Source organism: Stenotrophomonas sp. (genome assembly GCF_035634915.1).
In the GTDB taxonomy this organism is placed as follows: Bacteria; Pseudomonadota; Gammaproteobacteria; order Xanthomonadales; family Xanthomonadaceae; genus Stenotrophomonas.
The window spans coordinates 52,261-72,232 of the sequence record NZ_DASQCB010000005.1; the positions used below are offsets into that span (position 1 = coordinate 52,261).

21 protein-coding genes and 1 tRNA gene are annotated in these 19,972 nt (G+C 64.5%); 10 read left to right on the top strand and 12 right to left on the bottom strand.

Annotation, left to right across the window (positions count from 1 at the left end; translation table 11 throughout):
- Positions 1–88 precede the first annotated feature (88 nt).
- Both rarD and yedA read right to left on the bottom strand, forming a co-directional pair.
- Entirely contained in the window at positions 89–988 is a 900-nt protein-coding gene (gene rarD, locus VER16_RS04390) for an EamA family transporter RarD (RefSeq protein WP_324805685.1), read from the bottom strand.
- Positions 989–998: 10 nt separating this feature from the next.
- Positions 999–1,904 carry a drug/metabolite exporter YedA gene (gene yedA, locus VER16_RS04395; protein ID WP_324805687.1) on the bottom strand — a complete coding sequence of 302 codons (906 nt, stop codon included), beginning with the start codon at positions 1,902–1,904 and terminating at the stop codon, positions 999–1,001.
- Between the two features lie 425 nt (positions 1,905–2,329).
- Here yedA and VER16_RS04400 point away from each other — a divergent pair, with 425 nt between their 5' ends.
- From VER16_RS04400 to VER16_RS04430, 7 genes are all read left to right on the top strand, one after another.
- Positions 2,330–2,473 carry a hypothetical protein gene (locus tag VER16_RS04400; RefSeq protein WP_324805689.1) on the top strand — a complete coding sequence of 48 codons (144 nt, stop codon included), beginning with the start codon at positions 2,330–2,332 and terminating at the stop codon, positions 2,471–2,473.
- Positions 2,474–2,540: 67 nt separating this feature from the next.
- A complete protein-coding gene (locus VER16_RS04405; protein ID WP_254051196.1) occupies positions 2,541–3,473 on the top strand; it encodes a HEAT repeat domain-containing protein in 933 nt (310 codons plus the stop codon).
- A 6-nt stretch (positions 3,474–3,479) separates the two neighbouring features.
- On the top strand, positions 3,480–4,406 hold the full coding sequence (locus VER16_RS04410) for a transposase (RefSeq protein WP_324805693.1): 927 nt from the start codon (positions 3,480–3,482) through the stop codon (positions 4,404–4,406).
- On the top strand, positions 4,393–5,130 hold the full coding sequence (locus tag VER16_RS04415) for an ABC transporter ATP-binding protein (protein WP_324805695.1): 738 nt from the start codon (positions 4,393–4,395) through the stop codon (positions 5,128–5,130). Before VER16_RS04410 ends, VER16_RS04415 begins: the two co-directional genes overlap by 14 nt.
- Positions 5,127–6,248 carry an ABC transporter permease gene (locus VER16_RS04420; RefSeq protein WP_324805697.1) on the top strand — a complete coding sequence of 374 codons (1,122 nt, stop codon included), beginning with the start codon at positions 5,127–5,129 and terminating at the stop codon, positions 6,246–6,248. The genes VER16_RS04415 and VER16_RS04420 overlap by 4 nt, the downstream gene beginning before the upstream one ends.
- A 223-nt stretch (positions 6,249–6,471) precedes the next feature.
- Complete coding sequence (locus VER16_RS04425) at positions 6,472–7,806, top strand: MFS transporter (RefSeq protein WP_324805699.1); 1,335 nt, start codon at positions 6,472–6,474, stop codon at positions 7,804–7,806.
- Between the two features lie 25 nt (positions 7,807–7,831).
- Positions 7,832–8,035, top strand: coding sequence for a hypothetical protein (locus VER16_RS04430; RefSeq protein ID WP_324806295.1), 204 nt, complete (start codon positions 7,832–7,834; stop codon positions 8,033–8,035).
- 110 nt (positions 8,036–8,145) lie between these two features.
- On the opposite strand, the gene VER16_RS04435 is transcribed toward VER16_RS04430, so the two are convergent.
- The 4 genes from VER16_RS04435 to VER16_RS04450 form a co-directional block, all read right to left on the bottom strand.
- Entirely contained in the window at positions 8,146–9,798 is a 1,653-nt protein-coding gene (locus VER16_RS04435; RefSeq protein ID WP_324806273.1) for a M28 family metallopeptidase, read from the bottom strand.
- 81 nt (positions 9,799–9,879) lie between these two features.
- A complete protein-coding gene (locus VER16_RS04440; RefSeq protein ID WP_324805701.1) occupies positions 9,880–10,812 on the bottom strand; it encodes an MBL fold metallo-hydrolase in 933 nt (310 codons plus the stop codon).
- Between the two features lie 153 nt (positions 10,813–10,965).
- The gene (locus VER16_RS04445) at positions 10,966–11,262 is read right to left on the bottom strand and encodes a hypothetical protein (protein WP_108760625.1); all 297 of its coding nucleotides are present in this window, start codon (positions 11,260–11,262) and stop codon (positions 10,966–10,968) included.
- A 124-nt stretch (positions 11,263–11,386) separates the two neighbouring features.
- Positions 11,387–12,679, bottom strand: coding sequence for a tryptophan--tRNA ligase (locus VER16_RS04450; protein WP_324805704.1), 1,293 nt, complete (start codon positions 12,677–12,679; stop codon positions 11,387–11,389).
- 109 nt (positions 12,680–12,788) lie between these two features.
- On the opposite strand from VER16_RS04450, the gene VER16_RS04455 reads away from it, so the two are divergent.
- Positions 12,789–13,592 (top strand): hypothetical protein, encoded by an 804-nt coding sequence (locus tag VER16_RS04455; RefSeq protein ID WP_324805706.1) that lies wholly within the window; start codon positions 12,789–12,791, stop codon positions 13,590–13,592.
- A gap of 66 nt (positions 13,593–13,658) precedes the next feature.
- Here the strand turns inward: VER16_RS04455 and VER16_RS04460 are convergent, their stop codons facing one another.
- The 3 genes from VER16_RS04460 to rocF all read right to left on the bottom strand — a co-directional run bounded on the left by VER16_RS04460 (position 13,659) and on the right by rocF (position 15,281).
- A complete protein-coding gene (locus VER16_RS04460; protein WP_324805708.1) occupies positions 13,659–13,880 on the bottom strand; it encodes a CsbD family protein in 222 nt (73 codons plus the stop codon).
- 190 nt (positions 13,881–14,070) lie between these two features.
- Entirely contained in the window at positions 14,071–14,208 is a 138-nt protein-coding gene (locus VER16_RS04465; RefSeq protein ID WP_053520147.1) for an entericidin A/B family lipoprotein, read from the bottom strand.
- A gap of 152 nt (positions 14,209–14,360) precedes the next feature.
- A complete protein-coding gene (gene rocF, locus VER16_RS04470; RefSeq protein ID WP_324805711.1) occupies positions 14,361–15,281 on the bottom strand; it encodes an arginase in 921 nt (306 codons plus the stop codon).
- A 204-nt stretch (positions 15,282–15,485) separates the two neighbouring features.
- On the opposite strand from rocF, the gene VER16_RS04475 reads away from it, so the two are divergent.
- Together VER16_RS04475 and VER16_RS04480 are read left to right on the top strand one after the other, a co-directional pair.
- Positions 15,486–16,421 carry a hypothetical protein gene (locus VER16_RS04475; protein WP_324805714.1) on the top strand — a complete coding sequence of 312 codons (936 nt, stop codon included), beginning with the start codon at positions 15,486–15,488 and terminating at the stop codon, positions 16,419–16,421.
- Between the two features lie 499 nt (positions 16,422–16,920).
- Positions 16,921–17,328 (top strand): hypothetical protein, encoded by a 408-nt coding sequence (locus tag VER16_RS04480; RefSeq protein ID WP_324805716.1) that lies wholly within the window; start codon positions 16,921–16,923, stop codon positions 17,326–17,328.
- Between the two features lie 78 nt (positions 17,329–17,406).
- Here the strand turns inward: VER16_RS04480 and VER16_RS04485 are convergent, their stop codons facing one another.
- The 3 genes from VER16_RS04485 to VER16_RS04495 all read right to left on the bottom strand — a co-directional run bounded on the left by VER16_RS04485 (position 17,407) and on the right by VER16_RS04495 (position 19,794).
- A complete protein-coding gene (locus VER16_RS04485) occupies positions 17,407–18,195 on the bottom strand; it encodes an isocitrate lyase/phosphoenolpyruvate mutase family protein (RefSeq protein ID WP_324805718.1) in 789 nt (262 codons plus the stop codon).
- A 106-nt stretch (positions 18,196–18,301) separates the two neighbouring features.
- The gene (rhuM, locus tag VER16_RS04490; protein WP_324805720.1) at positions 18,302–19,546 is read right to left on the bottom strand and encodes a RhuM family protein; all 1,245 of its coding nucleotides are present in this window, start codon (positions 19,544–19,546) and stop codon (positions 18,302–18,304) included.
- A 172-nt stretch (positions 19,547–19,718) separates the two neighbouring features.
- Positions 19,719–19,794 (bottom strand) — tRNA-Thr (locus tag VER16_RS04495).
- Positions 19,795–19,972: the final 178 nt, after the last annotated feature.

Consider the following 19,972-nt stretch of genomic DNA (forward strand, 5'->3'; position numbering starts at 1 on the left):
CACATCGTATGGGTGTTCGCATTGCAGTAGATCCACGCCATGCGTGGATGGCAGCCGGGGTCAGAACCGGGCTCTGACCCCATCGCGATTACCGCTTCGCCGCCCGCATCGCCCGCACGTTTTCGCCGACGAACAGCAGCAGCCCGGCCCAGATCACCGCAAAGCCGATCGCCTTGCCGGTGTCGAACGCCTCGTGGAAGAAGAACACGCCCAGCAGCAGCTGCAGGCTCGGTGCGATGTACTGCAGGATGCCGACCAGCGACAGCGGAATGCGCTTCACCCCGTAGGCGAAACCGATGAGCGGCACCGCCGTGACCACGCCACCGAACACCAGCAGCAGATCGTTGCGCCAGCCCCAGCCGTGGAAGAACGCGCCGCCATGGCCGTTCTCGGCCCAGACGGCAAACGCCAGCGCCGGCAGGAACAGGTAGAGGCTTTCCACGCCCAGCCCGGCCACCGGATCGACCGACACCACTTTGCGCAGCAGCCCATACAGGCCGAACGAACAGGCCAGGCCCAGCGCGATCCACGGCGGCGTGCCGGCGTCGATGGTCAGCCAGGCCACGCCCACGGCGGCCATCGCCACCGCGATCCACTGCACGCGGCGCAGGCGCTCCTTCAGCACCAGCACGCCCAGCAGTACGTTCACCAGTGGATTGATGAAGTAGCCCAGGCTGGTTTCGATGACATGCCCGGCGTTGACCGCCCAGATGTACAGGCCCCAGTTGAAGGCGATGGTCAGGCTGGACACCGCCAGGATCGGCAGTGCACGCGGCTGTGCGGCGATCTTCCGCCACCAGCCCAGGCCCCCACTCAGCAGCAGCCACGCCACCACCAGCACCGTGGACCAGATGATGCGGTGGGCGATGATCTGGAACGACGGCACCTCGTTGAGCAGGTGCCAGTACACCGGCACCAACCCCCACAGCACGAAGGTGGAGGCGGTGACCAGCAGCCCGCGGCGTTGTTCCTTTTCGTCCATGCTCACTTTGTCATGCTCACTTTTTCCGGGTCCGGGCCATGGTCAGCACCACCACGCCCAGCAGGATGACCGCCATGGCCAGGAAATCGCGCCAGCCGAACTGCTCGCCATTCAGTGCCGCACCCAGCAGCACCGCGATGACCGGGTTGACGTAGGCATAGCTGCCGGCCAGCGCCGGGCGCACGTTGTGCAGCAGCCAGACATAGGCGGTGAAGGCCACGATGGAGCCGAACACGCACAGATAGGCCATGGCCAACAGCCCACCGGTATCGGGCAGCGTGGTGGGGCGCTCGCCCACCGCCAGGCCGATCAGCACCAGCAGCACGCCGCCGCAGATCATCTGCCCGGCGGCGGTCATGAACGGGCCGGGCAGGTCCAGGCCGCGCGCCCACACCGAACCGAACGCCCAGCCGACCGGTGCGATCAGCAGCAGCACCAGCCCGGTGGGCGAAGCGGTCAGGCTGCTTCCCGCATTGAGCCAGACCACGCCGATGAAACCCACCGCAATGCCCAGCCATTCACCCCGGCTGGCGTGCTGGCCGCGCAGCGCCGAGAACAGCGCCATCCACAGCGGCACCGAGGCCACGGCTGTGGCCGCCAGGCCCGAAGACACCTCGCGCTCGGCCAGCACCACCATGCCGTTGCCCAGCACCAGCATGGTCACGCCCATGATGACCAGGTTGCGCCACTGGCGCAGGCTCGGCCGCGGCATCTTCCAGAACAGACGCAAGGCCAGGTACATCAGGCCGCCCGCGATGATGAAGCGGCTGCCGGAGACCATGGTGAGCGGCAGCGCGCCACCGTGCAGGGCCTTGGCGATGCCCAGGTAGGTCGAGCCCCAGACCACGTAGACCAGCAGCAAGGCCAGCGCGACAAGGCCACCCCGGGGGGCAGCCGCAGAAGGAACAGGGGAAGCCGACATGACGCACCAGCAGGCAGGGGAAAAGGGATTCTAGAAGGTTCGGGTGACGGAAATAACCCCGGTTCCCGAACTGGATCTGCGACCCCACGGCCCAGTCAGAGTTTCTGGCACCACCGGTGGGCTGAAGCCCTAGCGGCCTCTTCCCTTGGGAGCGGAATTCACAGGCAAAGCATGACGCTTTCTACCGAAGCTCCAGTAACTGGGATCCACGTCATGAATCCCTGCTTCGTGATCATTGAAAACGGATCTGCCCAGCATGAGTTGGGCCACCGATCTGAAAAGGAGAAACCAATGGATGGCATTCCGCTTCCCCTCACCCCAGCCGTGGGATTGGCTGGCACTTCAATGCTCTGCTCACCGATTGAACCAGTCACGATTGCCGTCGCAATCGTCATCGCCGTTCTCCCCGTATAAGGAACACAGACATGAAACCCACTGCACTGCCGAGGCAGAAACACCCGGTTGGTATGCATGGTTCATGCATCCTGATCGAGACGACGGGAGCTGGTTGCGCCGCAGTTGGCGTCATTGTCGGCATCCTGATCAATCGTGGCATTCATCCGGTCTGACGTGAATCGGCGGTGGGCTGGATACCCGGCCCACCGCATTGGAGGCGGTATGGAACGTCCGAGGCAAATGCTTGATCTGGCTGATGATCCTTCCCAGCTTCAGAAACTGAAGACTGCTCATGGAAGGAACACCTCACTCCTCAGCGCGCTTGAAGCAACAGGACAAGCGAATCGAATTCGCGGCTGGAGCAAACGCATCCGCGGTGACGGCAGCGCCGAGATGAATCGTGAATTGATGCTTTCCATCTGCCGGGAGTTCGATCTGGCGACGCTGAAGCAGCACTTCGGCAGGGAATGCCGGAACCATCTTGAAAGCGCGCTCTACACGACGCCTGGACGATTCTTCGTCAAGCACCCTCTGGCTGGGATGGTCATCTACAAGGACGAGTTCGTGCAGGTTCACTACATGCACAGGCCGCCGTGCCAGCTCACGGCAGCTTCAGAGGGAAACATCGAGACAGGGATCACGATCACCGGGACGGACTCGCTGGTGCTCTTCGCGCAGACAGAGCACGTCAACCACCAGACGTTCTCCGTTGTGCACGACGCGGCGGCGGCGCCGGTGCTGGGCCCTCCCTCCAATGGGGACTCCCGATCAGGAGACTTCGTGTTTCTTGAGGGCGGTAGACAGGGCATGCGACTGCTCCAAGGGGATGCGCCGACGTCGATGGTCGTTTGCCTTGCCGCGCTGCCGAGATGTGAATCAACCAGGCACTTCTCCCTCAGGACCAGCCGGCTGGCCGGCTGCACAGCAGCCAGCGTCACTGACTCCCGTCTCCAGCTCATCGCTGCGGCACTCGCGCATCTATGCGGCAACGGAGCTGTGAGTTCGCTTCTTGATCTATCTCACCATCCGACGACGTTCGTGCGCTGGAGTGCTCTCAGGGCGCTCTATCAGGTCGATGCGGAATCGGCCTCTACGCGGCTGTCGGAAATGAGAGAAGACGATCCGAATGATGAGATCAGAAACCTCGCGGCCCGCTCATTGGAACAAGGATGAAATTCCATGCCCGTCCAGATAGTAGACCCGTCGATTGATTCGATCACACTGACGGATCTTGTCGATCACCTCCAGCAATCGTCATTCGATCCACGTGACCAACACTCGATGTTGGCGATGGCTCCCATGCTCAAGAGGCTGGGAAACAACCGTACATTTCTCAGCGATGTCATTTGCGCCGAGCTCAAGGATTCGAAGGAAATTCAGGTCGACAATGACTACACACCACAAGTCATCATGCTTCACGCCCCCCAGGATTCAGGTCAGAGCTACTTCATTCGCGCATGCTTCTGGCCCGGAAAGAATGACGAGATTCTTGGCGCAAGTGGCCCCGGAGCATTCTTCTACGGTGTTCCGCATGACCACAATTTCAACTTTCTGACGATTGGCTACCAGGGACCTGGATACGAAAGCGACTACTTTGAGTACGACTACGCCTCCGTAGCCGGAGTCCCTGGCGAGAAAGTGGATCTTCGCTTCACCGAGCGCTCCCAGTTGAAGAAGGGAAACATCCTTCTATACAGGGCGTTCAGGGACGTACACCAGCAAATGGCACCCGATGAGTTCTCCGTGAGCATCAACATCATGGAGCACTCCCTGAGAAGCGTAACCATGGATCAGTATGAGTTTGAACCTGGTACAGGGACGATCTCACAGATCATCAATCGGTCCAGTGCATCCGCCCTGTTCCTGATTGCCGGCGGAGATACGGATGGAGAGGCGCAGCAGCTGCTGAGAGACATTTTCCGATGCCATCCAATGGAGCGTGTACGGATGGCTGCATTGGAGGCGCTGGTCGCAAATTCTCGCAGCCGTGAGGCGTCGCTGCAGTTGATCGCAATGGTTGAGAGCCGGCACAGCCGTTTCATGCAATCCAGAGCTCGACAGATTGCCGAAAGGATTGAGAAGGGAGCCTCAGATGCTGCACGCTGAACGCCTTTGCAAAACTTACGGATCACGCGTAATCCTGCATGACCTGGAAGTGCAGGTCGATGCTGGAGAGATTGTCGGAATCATAGGGGCCAATGGTGCCGGCAAAACGACGCTGTTCCGTATCCTCTGCAACCTCATCGCGGTCGATTCCGGCGTCGTCTCCGTTGCCGGGAGTGAGAGCGGAGCGCGGGCTCCATGGTCTGACATCGGCTATCTGCCGGAAGCCCGGAGCCTGTTCCCCGAAGTTACCGTAGGCCGGTCACTGGAGTTCTGGTCTGCCATGAGAGGCATGACGAGATCGGATGCGGTCCGCGCACGTGACCTTTGGCTGGGCAAGATCGGGCTTCTTGATCGCGCGTCACACCGGGTTTCCAGCCTGTCAAAGGGCAACCTGCAGAAGCTCCAGATTGCAGCGTGCATGCTTCATTCACCGAAGGTGCTTGTACTGGACGAGCCCTTTTCAGGACTGGATCCGGTCAATCAGGTTGCGGTCGTCGAGCTGATCTCGGCCGCAGCGCGTCAAGGTACAGCGGTGCTCCTGTCGGCGCATCACATTGAACTTCTGCAGCGATTCTGCGGAAGGATCCTGGTGCTCAAGAACGCGCAACTCCAGCCTGCCAAGGCTGAGGACCTTCATCTGCCCGCGGGCGCTCATGACCAGGATGACTTGGGCGATTCCCCATCGCAGGCATCAACGTCACGGGAGGAGAGAGCATGCGCATGAGCCACTATGTCAGGGTCAGCGGCTTTGAGTTCAGGCGGCACCTGGATATTCGCGGCGAGCTGGTGGGTCTTCTCCTTCTGGCAGTGATTGCTTTGGTGAAACTGGGAGGCGATGCCATTCTGGCGAGGGAAGCCGCGACCACGATCCAGATTCCAGCCGGAGGAACTCCCGTGGCCGGAATGAGTGAGGGACGCTTCCATTTCACCAATACCCAGGGCGGCGTTGCCGCTGACGGACAGCCAACGCTATCGATGGACTCAGGTGACTATGTACTCCGCGTCACACAGTCACCCGGCTGGATCGCCGAGTTGCAACGCACGCTCGATTCGCTTCAGCGTCAACGCTTGCTTGAGACGCTCGGAGTGTCCGCCGACCAGCAGCAGCATGCTGATTCACCGGCGTCACTGAAGGTAATGGATCTCTCCGGGGTACCGGTTCTCCCGAACTCATCACTCACCGCTCTTTCGATCAGCATGGTCGTACTGACCACACTTGCCATTCTCGGCTGCCTGGGCATGTTGTTTCAGGGCTTGCTCGGCGAGCGCTTTGCTCATGTGACAGAGATGATCCTCAGTGCCTCTGCGCCGGGCTTCTGGCTCGACTGCAAAGTTGCAGCATCCATCTGTCATGGAATGAAGACGATCACGATCTATGGCGTTTACGCGGCTTTCGCTTGGATGCTCATGTCGGGATCGACCAGCGTGTTCACAGACTTTTCTGGCCGGAGCTTGGGCCTCGTAGTTGGCCTGTTTGCATTCTGTTTCCTGGGTCTCATGCTGTGGAACTGGTTCTTTGCCGCGTGCGCTACCGCAATCCGGTCCCCCCATTCAGCATTCCGCAACACCCTCGCGGCCTTTCCTTTGACCATGATCATGATCGGTTTTGGGGGTCTCCGGGCACCGGAGGGACTGTTCATGCAGGCCATGTCGCTCTTTCCGTTCACTTCAATGGCGGCAATGCCGATCCGCCTGCTCTACGTGGAAGTGCCGATGTGGCAGCTTCTGGTGTCAGTAGCGCTTCTGGCAGCCAGCGCAGCCATTCTGAGGAGGTGGGCCAGGAGAAACTTCAGGGATGCCATCGTTTCCCCGGTCGATGGGTCGGCTTCAGCGCTTCGTTGAGTCGATCATGTGACAAATGGGGACCATCGCGTACGACGATCTAGCTATGGTCCCTTCCTCCACCGGCTGTCACCCTGTGCGGTCCCCATGCCCTGCCCGCCCCTCCGGCACCCGGCGTTGACGTGGGATGCAGTACCTAGGAGGCTGGCTGGCAGCGCCCCACGCGCGCCCCTGGCACCGATCTTTCCCGCATGGAAGCACCGCATCGAGGATCCTCACCCAGATGAGCACCACGTCCCAACCTGCTGTCCCCAGCACCGACGGCGCCGCGCTGCGCCGCTCCATCTCCAATACCCTCAAAGGCTCCGCCGGCAACCTGGTGGAGTGGTATGACGTCTACGTGTACTCGGTGTTCGCCGTGTACTTCGAATCGCAGTTCTTCTCGCCCGAAGACAAGAACTCCACCATGTACGTCTGGGCGATCTTCGCCGCCACGTTCCTGATGCGCCCGATCGGTGCCTGGTTCTTCGGCCGCTTCGCCGACCGCCACGGCCGTCGCCTGGCGCTCACCGTGTCGGTCACCCTGATGGCCGTCTGCTCCTTCCTCATCGCCATCACCCCCACCGCGGCCAGCATCGGCATCTGGGCGGCCATCATCCTGCTGTTCGCACGCCTGCTGCAGGGCTTCGCCACCGGCGGTGAGTACGGCGCCAGCGCCACCTACATGTCCGAGGCCGCCATTCCCGGCCGCCGCGGCTTCCTGTCCTCGTTCCACTACGTCACCCTGGTGGGTGGCCATGTGCTGGCGCAGCTGACCCTGTTCCTGATGCTGAATGTCTGGGGCAAGCCGGAAATTTCCGAATTCGGCTGGCGCATCGCCTTCGGCATCGGTGGCATTGCTGCCGTGGTGGTGTTCTGGCTGCGCCGCGGCATGGACGAGACGATGGAAGAATCGTCCATCGAAGCCGTACGCGAGGGCAAGGCGAAGAAGTCCGGTTCGATGTACGAGCTGTTCGTGCACCAGTGGCGCCCGCTGCTGCTGTGCTTCCTGATCACCGCCGGCGGCACGATTGCCTTCTACACCTACTCGGTGAACGGCCCGAAGATGATCCAGAGCGCCTTCGCGGGCAACGACCCGATGACCGGCACCGTGATCAACCTGGCCGTGCTCACCGTCCTGATGGTGCTGCAGCCGGTCGGCGGCTGGCTGTCTGACATCATCGGCCGCAAGAGCCTGCTGGTGTTCTTCGGCGTGGGCGGCGTGCTGTACAGCTGGTACCTGATTACCCAGCTGCCGCACCAGCACGATGCCACCCTCGCCTTCCTGACCCTGGCGCTGGGCTTTGTCATCCTCACCGGCTACACGTCCATCAATGCCGTGGTGAAGGCCGAACTGTTCCCCACGCACATTCGTGCACTGGGCGTGGGCCTGGGCTATGCGCTGGCCAACTCGCTGTTCGGGGGTACCGCCCCGCTGCTGTACCAGGGCGCGCTGAAGACCGGCCACGTCGACTGGTTCGCCATCTATGTCACCGCCACCATCGCGGTATCGCTGGTGGTGTACGTGTTCTTCCTGACCAACAAGGGCCCGAACTGGCTCGACGGCACCCGCAGGTAGGGCGTCGTACTGATCGCAGCCACCGGTGCAATGCCGGTGGCTGCTGCGTCGCCCCAGCGCGCAGGCCTCATGGCCGCGCATCGGCTTCGGGGTGGCGCTGCTGGTGTTCTGTGCCGCACGGGTGCTGCAGCTGGCAGTCGACCTGGGCAATGGCTGTTGCGCCAACGCCGATGATGGCGGCCGGGTAGAGTCGATCGTTGGTCGACTGCTCTTCCTCACCACGCATTGAACCCGCGCTCCGCGCGAAGTCGACCAACGGTCGACTCTACCCCCGTCGTCATACCGCGACGTCATCCGCGCGTCGTCATGCCGCATTGCCGGCCAGCGGCCGGCACTCCCTCAACGGCGGGCGGCGTCGCTCTTCTCGCGGGCGCCGTGGAATTCCGACTCCTTTTCCCACTGCGGCCAGCGGCGGCTGTTGGCCAGCTCGGCGCCCAGGTCGTAGACCAGCAGGGTGTCGGCGGCGTGGCCGGCCGGGTCCCAGCTCGGGGTCCAGGCGTCGCAGGCCTGGTGGTAGCAGTCGGCGAAGTACTTCTCGCGCAGCGCGCGGCCAGCCTCGACGCCGCCGTCCAGCTTGTCCAGGCCCGGGCCGATGGTGATGGCCGGCACGCCCAGACGGGCGAAGGCGAAGTGATCAGCGCGGTAGAAGAAGCCCGCTTCCAGGTTCGGATCGGGGCTGTAGCTGCGGCCACGGGCCTTGGCCACGCGTTCCAGGTCGCCTTCCAGCGACACCCGGCCCTTGCCCCACGAGGCGATGTCTCGGGTCGCGCCGTCCGGGCTGAACATTTCGATGTTCAGCACGGCGGCGGTCTTTTCCAGCGGTGCAAGCGGGTGTGCGGCGTAGTAGCTGGCACCCAGCAGGCCCTTCTCTTCGGCCGTCAGGGCGACGAAGTACAGGCTGCGCTGCGGCTGCGGGCCGGCAGCGAACACGCGGCCCAGTTCCAGCACGGTGGCCACGCCGGTGGCGTTGTCGATGGCGCCGTGGCGGATGCGGTCACCCTTGGCATCGGGCTGGCCGATACCGAACGCATCCCAGTGCGCGGAGAAGATCACGGCCTCATCGCCATGCTCGCCACCGGGCAGCTTGGCCACCACGTTGCGGGTCACCACCGGCTCGCGCTTGATCGCGAAATCCACGCTCAGCTTCGCGTTGTCCAGCACCACCGGACGGAAGTCGGCCTGCATGGCCTTGCGCTTCTCGGCGTCGAAATCCAGGCCGGCGTCAGCGAAGATCGCCTCGGCCAGCTCGCGCTGCATCCAGCCACGCAGCGGCGTGTGCTGGGCCATCGCTTCGGCCTGGCTGCGCTCGATGTCGAACAGTGGCGAGGTGCCCGAGCTCTTTACCGTGGCCCAGCCGTAAGCGGCCGGCGCGGTCTCGTGCACGATCAGCACGCCCTCGGCACCGCGGCGCGCGGCTTCCTCGAACTTGTAGGTCCAGCGGCCGTAGTAGGTCACCGCCTTGCCATCGAACGCACCCGGCGCATCGGCTTCGAAGTCGGCGTCGTTGATCAGCACCACGGCGATCTTGCCGTGCAGGTCCACGTCCTTGTAATCGTTCCAGTGGCGCTCCGGTGCGTCGATGCCGTAGCCGACGAACACCAGCGGTGCGTTGTTGATCTGCACGCGCTTGCGCGGCTGCAGGCTCTGCAGGGTCACGTCCACGCCATTGGCCAGCGTGCGCTTGCCCTTTTTCAGCTGCAGGCTGGCCTTGGCCGGGCCGTCCAGCTGCGCGCGCACCAGCGGCACCTGCTGCACCCAGCTGCCATCGGGGCCGCCGGGCTGCAGGCCGTAGCTGCGGAACTGCTCGATCAGGTACTGCACGGTGCGCTCTTCGCCTTCGCTGGCCGGTGCGCGGCCTTCGAATTCATCGGAAGCGAGCACCTGCACGTGGCGCGACAGTGCCTGCGGATCGATGCCGCCACCGGGCAGGTCGTTGGCCGCATGGGCCAGGCCACCGACGAAGAGGCAGGACGACAGCAGCAACACGCGCATCGGATTCACGGCAATACCACGGCAGGAAGGGGAGTCACCAGAGTGTAACGTGGTCGTGACACCGCCGCGCAGGCGTCCCGGTCAGCGGGATGCGCGGTCCAGCCAACAGGCCAGGCCCTGTGCGTTCAGCTCGATGTCCATCGCCAGCACCTCGGCCACCGCGGCCTGGTCCAGCGCGCAGCCATGCTGCTGTGCACGTTCCAGATACAGCGCCTGCAGCGCCGCCAGCAGGCAACGGTGGCGGTCCGGGCGCCCATCGCACTGGCGGCCGATCGTCGCCATCGCATCGATCTGCTCGAACAGGTCGTCGGCCAGCTTCTGCACCTGCTGCACGCGGCCATAGTGGGTCAGGTACATCGCCTGCGGGCCGTAGCCCAGCATGCGCTGGATCGACGCCTTCATTGCCTCCGGATCGAACTGCACCGGCGAGGACGTGGGAAAGATGAAGGCACCCTGCGCACTGTCCAGCTCGCGGTAGGAGATGCCGAAGGTATCGCCGGTGAACCAGCTGCGGCTGCGCGCATCCCACACGCAGTAGTGGTGCAGCGCATGCCCCGGCGTGTGCAGCAACAGCAGTTCACGGCCGGCCAGATCGATGCGGTGGCCGTCTTCGGCCACCACCACGCGGGCCTCGGGAATCGCTTCGATGCGGCCGTAGCTGCGTGCGATTTCCTCGGCGCCGTAGACCGCCGTGGCACCGGCAATCAGCCGGGTCGGGTCGATCATGTGCGGCGCGCCGCGCGGGTGCAGTACGGCTTTCGCGTTCGGCAGCTGCTGCATCAGCAGGCCGGCGCCACCGGCGTGGTCCAGGTGCACGTGGGTCAGCAGCAGCCAGTCCACCGCCTCCACGCCCAGCCCGGCATCGGCCAGCGCCTGCAGCATGGCCGGCACGGACAGGCCGGTGCCGCAGTCGACGAAGGCCGCACGGCCTTCTTCGACTAGGAGGTAAGCCGCATCGAAATCGGGCCGCTGGAAGCCCGTATCGATGGTATGGATGCTGGGATCGGCGGTCATCGGCACGCACCTGGCAGGAACAGATCCCCATGGTAGGCGCGTGCGCCGGGCCGGTTCGATGCGGCTTTGGTCGGAGAGGGCTTCTGTAGAGTCGAGCCATGCTCGACTGGGCGGAAAAGCAGTCGAGCATGGCTCGAATCTACAAAAGCGGGGTTACCGGGCCAGGTACCGCGGCCGCAGCAGCAGGGCCAGCACCAGCACCGCCAGGAAGGCCCCATAGGCGTACAGCACGGCCAGCACCTGCGGCCAGATCGGGCCGGCGCCGGGCTGCACCCGGCCGATGTGATAGCCCCACAGCATCGAGCCGATGCTCAGGGCGAAGGCCAGCGCCAGGGTGGTGGTATCGAACAGGCGCCGCCGCGCGGTGCGCGGCTGGCGCGGGAACAGCCAGTACAGGCTGCCCAGCAGCAGGAACCAGGGCAGGAACAGCAGCAGCGACAACCAGGCCATCGCAGACTCCATGTCATCGCGCCGGGGGCGCGTGGGCATCATGCCATGGGTGCAATGCCGTGGTCGTGCCGGCCGCTGGCCGGCATGTCCCGTGCGGTTGCCGGCCAGCGGCCGGCACTACCTGTCATTCGGCGCGCAGCACCGCCAGCGCGGCCAGCACGGCATCGACCTCGGCTTCCAGCTTGAACAGCTCGCTCTGCAGCTGGTCGCCCTGCTCGGCCTGCTTGATCACCGCGATCAGCTGGCCGGCATCGCGCGGCGAATCGAAGCCTTCGCTCTGGATCAGCAGCGTGCCGTCGCCGGCGGTCAGCTTGAAGTAGAAGCGGCCATCCTTCTCGCGGTACTGCTTGAACAGCGGCGGTGCCACGCGGGCCACGCCAGCGTCTTCGCTGGCGATGTCGCCGGCCGTGGACAGGTCACGCAGGCCCACCGCATGGCGCAGCTCCTCCAGCAGCGGGGCGGCCAGCTGCTCGCGCAGCTGCTGGCCACGGCGCTTGAGCAGCGCTTCGATCTTCTCCGGCTCGGCCATCAGCGCGTTGTAGCGCTCGCGCAGCGGCGACAGCTCGCCGTCGATGCGCTCGAACAGCTGCTGCTTGGCATCGCCCCAGCTGATGCCAGCGGCGAAGGCCTTGGCGAATTCGGCGGTCTGTTCCGGGGTGGCGAACGCTTGGTACATCTGGAACAGCGCCGAGCCCTCGGTGTCCTTCGGCTCGCCCGGTGCGCGCGAATCGGTGAGGATGGAGAACACCAGCTTCTTCAGCTCCTCGCTCGGGGCGAACAGCGGAATGGTGTTGTGGTAGCTCTTGCTCATCTTGCGGCCGTCCAGGCCGGCCAGGGTGGCCACCTGTTCGTCGATCACCACGTCCGGCAGCGGGAAGTATTCCTTGCCGTACACGTGGTTGAAGCGCTGGGCGAAATCGCGCGCCATCTCGATGTGCTGGATCTGGTCACGGCCCACCGGCACCTGGTTGGCCTTGAAGATGAGGATGTCGGCAGCCATCAGCACCGGGTACATGAACAGGCCGGCGCTGACGCCTGCATCCTCGTCCACGCCCTCTTCGCGGTTCTTGTCCACCGCCGCCTTGTAGGCGTGCGCGCGGTTGAGGATGCCCTTGCTGGCGATGGCGGTGAGGAACCACATCAGTTCAGTGGTCTCGCGGATATCGCTCTGCCGGTAGAACCACACGTGCTCGGCATCCAGGCCGCAGGCCAGCCAGCTGGCGGCAATCTCCAGGGTCGCGCGCTGGGTGCGCTGCGGGTCCTGCGCCTTGATCAGGCTGTGCAGGTCGGCCAGGAAGAAGAAGCTCTCGATGCCCGGAGCGCGGCTGGCGGCAATGGCCGGACGGATGGCGCCAACGTAGTTGCCCAGGTGGGGCGTGCCGGAGGGGGTGATGCCGGTAAGGACTCGGGTGGTCATGACTGCGTAGGGGTAACCTTCGATGAACGGGGCCAGTTTACCGCGCACGTGGGCAACCCCGTCAGGGCCTGCGGTGCGTTTGTTCACCCAACCCCGCTGGAGACGCCCGATGAAACGCCTGCTGCCCCTGCTGCTGATCCTGCCCCTGGCCGGCTTCCGGCCAGCCCCGCTGCCGCCGCCGGTCGCCCAGGATGGACCGGTGCGGATGACCCTCATCGACCGCGACCGCGGCACCGAACTGCGCAGCTACCCGGCCGACGGCCAGCGCTGGGTGGCCGGCGAGCGCGGCCATCGCTATGCGGTGCGCCTGTACAACGACAGCCCACGTCGCGTGCTGGTGGTGCTGTCGGTGGACGGCATCAATGCCATTTCCGGCGAGGATGCCAACCCTGCGCAGACCGGCTACGTGCTCAACCCCGGCCAGAGCGCGGACATCACCGGCTGGCGCAAGAGCCAGGACGAGGTGGCCCAGTTCGTCTTCAGCAGCCCGGGTGGCAGCTACGCCAGCCGCACCGGGCGGCCGGACAACGTGGGCGTGATCGGCATCGCGGTGTTCAACGAGATGTACCGCTGGCGCCCGCAGCCCCGCCCGGAACCCCGCCTGCGCCAGCTGCCGCCGCCGGCCCCGGCCGCAGAGGCCGCCGCTGACAGCAGCGCCAGCCGTGCCGAGGGGTATGCCGCCAAGTCGCAGGCCCCGGCATTGGGCACCGGCCACGGCGAGCGCGAGACCTCGCAGGTGCGTAACACCGCCTTCGAGCGCGCCAGCCGCACCCCCGCCCAGGTGCAGGAGCTGCGCTACGACAGCGCCCGCAACCTGCGCGCACGCGGCATCGTGCTGGATGCACCCTCGCGCCTGCCGCGCGAACCGCAGGCCTTCCCCAACCGCTACGTGCCCGACCCGCCCTCGCGCTGAGCCAGACAGCACGACGCCCGCACCATCACGGTACGGACGTCGGGCTGTGGGGGAAGCGCAGGGGACTTACCTGTAGTCCGGGTAATCCTTGCGGACGCTGTCGGAGAACTCATGCACTTCCTTCTCCGCACGGTCCTTGGCCCAGCCATAGCGTTCCTGCAGACGGCCTGCCAAGTATTCGGCATTGCCCTCGGCCACATCGAAATCGTCGTTGGTCAGATCGCCCCACTTGGCCTGTGCCTTGCCCTTGAGCTGCGACCACTTGCCGGAAATGATGTCTTTGTTCATTGCTGGAATCCTTGGTTGCAACGGCGTTCTTACCGTGGCCCCAGCTTCGCGCAGGGGCTGTTGAACAACGGTCAACCCGCAATGAAAGGCGCACTCACCTGCTTGAATGGTTCACTACGCGGCAATGCGTGCGCGCACGAAAAAGGCCGGGCGCGATGCCCGGCCTTTCTCATTGGGTACCACCCCGGGCTCAGTTGCCCTTGGCGGCATCCTCGACCTTCTCACCAGCCTTCTGCACATCCTTGCCGGCACCGGCAACGGTATTGCAGCCAGCCAGCATGGCCACCGAGAACATCGACAACAGCATCAGGGCAACGACACGCTTCATGGTTTTCTCCTGGGGTTCGCCACTACATGGTTTTCCATCGCGCTGGGCCGACCCGCAACGGGAAGGCCTCGCGTGAAGTGCAATCTGGCGTCTGCCGCGTGCAGCGAGTGTGAACAGGGGTCGGAACCATTCAGCCCGGGGGTTCGCCGGCCTCAATCACGCATCAGCGTGGACTTGCCGAACAGGCTCTCCACCAGGTCCACGGCCAGCTCGGCGGTCGCGTTCTGCTTGTCCAGCAGCGGGTTCAGTTCAACGATGTCCAACGAGCCCATGCGGCCACTGTCGGCGATCATCTCCATCACCAGCTGCGCTTCGCGGTAGTTCACCCCGCCCGGCACCGTGGTGCCCACGCCCGGGGCGATGCTGGGGTCGAGGAAATCGACATCGAAGCTGACATGCAGGTGGGTGTTCTCATCGATGCCAGCCAGCGCCGCTTCGACGGTGCGCTTCATGCCGTTCTCGTCGATGTAGCGCATGTCGTACACATCGACCTTGTGGGTCTTGATCAAGCGCTTCTCGTCCGGGTCCACCGAGCGGATGCCGATCTGGTGCATCTGCGCCGGGGTGATGGCCGGGCTGCTGCCGCCCAGTTCGGTCAGCGCCTGCGGGCCGAGGCCACACAGGCAGGCCACCGGCATGCCGTGGATGTTGCCCGACGGGGTCACATCGCTGGTGTTGAAATCCGAATGCGCATCCAGCCACAGCACGCGCAGGGTCTTGCCCTGTTCGCGGCACCAGCGGGCCACGGCGGTGATCGAGCCGATGCCCAGGCAATGGTCGCCGCCCAGCATGATCGGCATGCGCCCGGCCTGCAATTCAGCGTAGCTGGCGTCCATCAGCGCGCGGTTCCAGGCCACCACCTCGTCCAGGTGGCGGTAACCCTGTACCGGCGCGGTCCACGGGTTGCGTGGGCCGTCCAGGTTGCCCAGGTCGCGCACGTCCACGCCGCGTGCCGCCAGCGCCTCCGGCAGGCCAGCCACGCGCAGGGCTTCCGGGCCGAGCCGCGCACCACGATGGCCCGCGCCCACATCGGTGGGCACGCCGATGAGGGTGACGGAAATGGGATGGGCCATGGGTGCCTCCTGCAGACGTAAAAGAAGCACAGTCTAGCCAGAGGGATGTGACACCACTCGCGGCGGTGCAGCAGGGATCAGCCCCCCCCTGCGTGGCCAGCACGCGCACAATTGCGCAGCACGGTGTCGATCGGCCAACGTCAGGCCGGGGCGTCACCTGCCGACGCTATTATCCTCTCTTCCCAAGGATGACCGGAACAGCGCATGGCCCCCCACCCCTTCACCGCCGCACAGCAGGCGCTGCTCGACCTGCAGCAGCGTATCCATGCCTTCAGCCTGGACGAGGCTGACGAGTACGAACTGGACATCACCGATCCGACCGGGCCGTTGTGGTCGGCACTGCAGACACGGCTGACCGTGGCACCGCTGTACGGCGGTCTGCATGTCGAGTTCTTCGGCAACCCGTGGGATGAGGCGTTTGAATGGACGCTGGCCTGCCTGTCCGATCCAGCGGTAGCGTCAAGTGTGATGTCGCTGTGCTTCAGCGGCGGCGATGAAGGGGCCAATGGCACCCGCGAGTGGCAGTTCACGCCACTGCTGGACAGCAATGTGCAGTTCCCGCGGCTGCGTTCGCTGGTGATCGCGCCCACCGCGCCGGAACACCACAACACCTCGTTGATCCAGCGTGCGGGATCGATCATGGAGGAAGGCGGCGAGATCGCCCGCTTCGCCAGCCGTGCGCCGTACCTGACCGAACTGGTGGTGCCCAACGCGCCCGACGCCCGCTTCTTCGACGTGCCGCTGCCGCACCTGAACCTGCTGCGGATTGGCGGCGGCTTTGATACCCAGCACTTCATCGAACATCTGGCCGCAGCGCGCACTCTGCCGGCGCTGGGACTGCTGGATTTCACCGAATCTACCGAACTGCAGTTCACCTGGGCCGATGCGCGCGAGGCCGATGCGGTGACGCCTTTCGCCGCGTATCAGCGCCTGTTCACCAGCGATGCCATTGCCCCGCTGCATACGTTCCGACTGCGCAACAGCGCGCTCTCGCTGGCGCAGTTGCAGACGCTTCAAGCCCTGAGGCCCGGCCTGCAGTTCATGGTCATCCAGGCCGGCATGGGCGGTTACGTCAGCCATTTCGCGCAGGATGTATTCCCGTGGCGGCACCTGGTGCCGGGCGATACCGGGCAGCGGTGAGCGATCTGCTTGGCGCTGCGTTGCGTCTGTGCAATGCCCAGCGCAGGTGTTAAGGCAGCTTTGCAATGCTTGTGTCGCGTGGCCCGCAGCAGGGCGATGGAGGCGCGTGCGTCAACGCTTCTGGCAGGGCGCTGCGCTGGGTGTCGTTTTTGCCTGCAGCACGCGAAAAACAGGCCAATTGCGATAATTCATTTTTCCTTTCGGGAACGCCGGATTCATCGGAACAATTGATTGGCACGTCACGACTTTGCGTGCCCAAGATGAATTGCTGCCTGCATCGGGTAGCCGGGACTTCCAAGCCCGAGTTGTCAATGATGTTTACGCTTGTCGGTCGGCGTCGCTCGCGTGTGGGCGACGCCGGCTGGCAATCCGTCTGCAGCTGTATGGCGGGCGGTGCGTGGGGGCCTTGTGCCCGCCGGCTCATTGACACGGTCTTGGAAGCCACGCATCGTCCGCCACCTTTGCCGGTGGCACCTCCGTTCCTGCCGAGGATGCCCGCATGTCCAAATCCCGCCACCCGTACCTGACCGCCACCCTGGGCGATGCCGCACTGCAGCTGCCGCCCGAACTGGCGCAGCCGCTGGAAGCCGCCTTCGCCGCCGCGAATGAAGCGCCCTCCCCCATCACCCTGCGCAACTGCCTGTACACCATCGCACTGGGCGATGCCGCCGACGGCCAGCCCTGGTCCGGCCCGGTCAACGCGACAGGCACCGCCACGGCGGCCGCGCGCCGCGACCGCAGCGCCGCCGGTCTGGTTGCCCTGCTGGAGCTTTACCACGCCAACGAACGCGTGCGCGTGGATGGCGAGGAGAACGAGGACATCGGCGATGGCGCGCGCGAGGGCTTGATGCTGGCCTGCCGGGGGCTGGCGGAATACGTGGCCCTGCAGGCGCGGGTGGGCAGCTGACGGAGAGCGGGGCTCGAGGGGGCTGAATCGCCCAGAGGCGGTCCCCTCGTCCAGCTTGGTTGCGTGCGAGCCAGCCGGCTATGCGAACAGTGCGTTGAGCGTGGCGTAGTCCGGCGCCGTGTCATCCGCGGCAAGCGTGCCGGCCAGCAGCGCGCGGGTGGCGGCCGCTGCGCTCGCCCACGCGTGCTGGAACAGGGCGGGCCCAGCGCTCAGGCGGCGGGCGCCTGCGGCGTGCAGCACCTTGTTCGATGGCATTCCCGGCAGCCACATTACGTTGAGTGGCAGCGGGACCTGCGCCGCCAGTGCGGCGATGTCCTCCGGCTGCTGCAGCCCGGGTACGAACGCGCCCAGCGCACCGGCCCGGGCGTAGGCCTGCAGGCGCTCCACGCTCATCCTGATGGCAGCCTCACCGTGGGCAAGGCCGCGCAGATATACATCCGTGCGCGCATTGACGAACATCGGCTGCGCGCCGAGTGTGCGCCGTACTTCGACTATCTTGGCGCTCAACAGCTCGGGATCGCCTTCGCCATCCTCGATGTTGATACCGACCACCCCCAGCGCGGCCAACTGTTGCACCAAGGCTGCGACCTCCAGCGGATCAACGCTGTAGCCGTCTTCTATATCGACGGTCACCGGCAGCGCGGTGACCTGCATGATCTCGGCAACGCGTTGCAGCAGGATCGGCACGGGCAACGCGCCGCCGTCTGCGTGGCCGCAGGACCACGCCAGTGCCGCGCTGGAGGTGCCGATGGCGCGGGCGCCACACTGCTGCGCCATACGGGCCGAGGCAGCGCCCCATGCCACCGGCAAGGCCAGCAGTTCATTCTGGCGGTGCAGATGTACGAAGTGTTCGTAGCGGTTGAGCATGGGTAGTCCAGCGATGGGGGCACTGGAGTCTGCGGGGTGGGAGCGAAGCATGCTCGCCGTTTCCGGACGGTAATGCTCCGCTGGCCGTTGGACCGCGGGCCCAGCCTCAATTGCGGGAAGGCGGAAGCTTCCGGCGGACCTTCACATCTTCGACCACACGATCAAAGTCCGAACGATATTCCTTGTCCTGGACGATGCGGAATTTTTCATACTCGGTCGCAGCCAGGCGTTCGGCCTCTTCCCGCGAGACGTGGCCGTAGCCTTCGAGCACTTCGTACGCGTTGAATTCCAGAAATCCGTCGAAGCGCGTCGCCCAATCGGCCATGGTCATGGTCTTGCGGCGGCGCGCGAAGTTGGGCGCCCAGTCCAGATACATGCTGACCAGGAATTCAAGATCATTGATCTCTTCCTGGCTCAAGTAGTTCTTGCCCACCGTTACATCAGACTTGGTGATCTTGCCGCCCCGCCCTTCGTTCTTCCAGGAGGTCAGACCCATGGCGGGCTTGTTTGCATCTGCACGTGCCGAGATCAACTCGGCTGCCGTCTTGCCATGTTTGGCGTAATGAAGCTTGTCCTGGACATGCGCGTAGAAGCGCTGAGTGATGGGGGACCGTGCGTCATAGTCGACGCTGCACTGCGCGTAGATATCGGTGATCTTCTGATAGAAGCGTGGTTCGGAGGCGCGGATCTCACGAATCTTTTCCAGCAGGTCTTCGAAGTAGTCCCTGCCGAACAGTGCTTTCCCCTGTTTCAGGCGGTCATCATCAAGGGCGAAGCCCTTGAGCATGTACTCCTTGAGAACGGAGGTGGCCCAGATCCGGAACGGGGTGGCCCGGTAAGAGCTGACGCGGTAACCCATCGCTATCACCGCATCCAGGCTGTAGAACCTGATGTTGTACACCTTCCCATCAGCAGCAGTTATTCGAAAATTTCGACTAACTGCCTCCTCCATCAATTCCTGGGTATCAAAGATGCTCTTCAGATGATGGTTGATCGTGTTCCGCTGTACATCAAAAATCTCCGCCATGCCACGCTGCGAAGCCCAGATCGTCTCGTCTTCCACACGGACCTGGACTTTGATGGCCCCATCCGATGCCTGGTAGAACAGGAAGGGCTGCTCGGCTGAGCCATCGGCCGGTTCCGTCAGCGGCGGAGGCTGCAGACTCTGCGGTTCCCCGGAGAAACCCTGAGCTGCCGGCTCATCCCAGGCAACCAGATCCGCAGCGGTGAGCGGGACCTTCCGTTCCAACGCCAGCGCGAGCAGGCGGCTGTGCCATTTGGAAGGGATCGTGCCCTTCTTCACCCAGTAGGCGATGGCGCTCTGACGTACGCCCAGCAGACCGGACAGCACGGTCTGGGCAGCGCCATTCGGCCAGACGCGCCGCTGGAGACCGAGCCTGAGTCGTCACGCCATACGGGGCAAGGCCAGATGCGACGTCAGGCCAGAAAACAGAAAGGCCAGCGCAGGGCGCTGGCCTCTTCACTGACAACCCGGTTCTTCAGGACTCCCCTGCACACGGGTGTGGTGCCGCTTATCCGAATCGAACGGATGACCTACTGTTTACAAGACAGTTGCTCTACCAACTGAGCTAAAGCGGCATGGCGCGCGCATGCAGCGGCGCGCGGTGGATTCTAGCCTAGTCGCGCCCCCGCCTGCGAATCCAGATACGACATGGGCCGCGGCATGGCCGAAGCCCAGACGCCCAGCCCGCCCGCAAATCTCAGCCCCGTCAAAGACTTGACGTTGGTAACACACGAAACCATTTAGCCAGCGTTC

Excerpts from the sequence above, each read along its gene's own strand:
- yedA (WP_324805687.1), bottom strand. The coding sequence starts at position 1,904 with ATGTCGGCTTCCCCTGTTCCTTCTGCGGCTGCCCCCCGGGGTGGCCTT.
- VER16_RS04400 (WP_324805689.1), top strand. The coding sequence starts at position 2,330 with ATGAAACCCACTGCACTGCCGAGGCAGAAACACCCGGTTGGTATGCAT.
- VER16_RS04405 (WP_254051196.1), top strand. The coding sequence starts at position 2,541 with ATGCTTGATCTGGCTGATGATCCTTCCCAGCTTCAGAAACTGAAGACT.
- VER16_RS04410 (WP_324805693.1), top strand. The coding sequence starts at position 3,480 with ATGCCCGTCCAGATAGTAGACCCGTCGATTGATTCGATCACACTGACG.
- VER16_RS04415 (WP_324805695.1), top strand. The coding sequence starts at position 4,393 with ATGCTGCACGCTGAACGCCTTTGCAAAACTTACGGATCACGCGTAATC.
- VER16_RS04420 (WP_324805697.1), top strand. The coding sequence starts at position 5,127 with ATGAGCCACTATGTCAGGGTCAGCGGCTTTGAGTTCAGGCGGCACCTG.
- VER16_RS04425 (WP_324805699.1), top strand. The coding sequence starts at position 6,472 with ATGAGCACCACGTCCCAACCTGCTGTCCCCAGCACCGACGGCGCCGCG.
- VER16_RS04435 (WP_324806273.1), bottom strand. The coding sequence starts at position 9,798 with ATGCGCGTGTTGCTGCTGTCGTCCTGCCTCTTCGTCGGTGGCCTGGCC.
- VER16_RS04440 (WP_324805701.1), bottom strand. The coding sequence starts at position 10,812 with ATGACCGCCGATCCCAGCATCCATACCATCGATACGGGCTTCCAGCGG.
- VER16_RS04445 (WP_108760625.1), bottom strand. The coding sequence starts at position 11,262 with ATGGCCTGGTTGTCGCTGCTGCTGTTCCTGCCCTGGTTCCTGCTGCTG.
- VER16_RS04450 (WP_324805704.1), bottom strand. The coding sequence starts at position 12,679 with ATGACCACCCGAGTCCTTACCGGCATCACCCCCTCCGGCACGCCCCAC.
- VER16_RS04455 (WP_324805706.1), top strand. The coding sequence starts at position 12,789 with ATGAAACGCCTGCTGCCCCTGCTGCTGATCCTGCCCCTGGCCGGCTTC.
- VER16_RS04460 (WP_324805708.1), bottom strand. The coding sequence starts at position 13,880 with ATGAACAAAGACATCATTTCCGGCAAGTGGTCGCAGCTCAAGGGCAAG.
- VER16_RS04465 (WP_053520147.1), bottom strand. The coding sequence starts at position 14,208 with ATGAAGCGTGTCGTTGCCCTGATGCTGTTGTCGATGTTCTCGGTGGCC.
- rocF (WP_324805711.1), bottom strand. The coding sequence starts at position 15,281 with ATGGCCCATCCCATTTCCGTCACCCTCATCGGCGTGCCCACCGATGTG.
- VER16_RS04475 (WP_324805714.1), top strand. The coding sequence starts at position 15,486 with ATGGCCCCCCACCCCTTCACCGCCGCACAGCAGGCGCTGCTCGACCTG.
- VER16_RS04480 (WP_324805716.1), top strand. The coding sequence starts at position 16,921 with ATGTCCAAATCCCGCCACCCGTACCTGACCGCCACCCTGGGCGATGCC.
- VER16_RS04485 (WP_324805718.1), bottom strand. The coding sequence starts at position 18,195 with ATGCTCAACCGCTACGAACACTTCGTACATCTGCACCGCCAGAATGAA.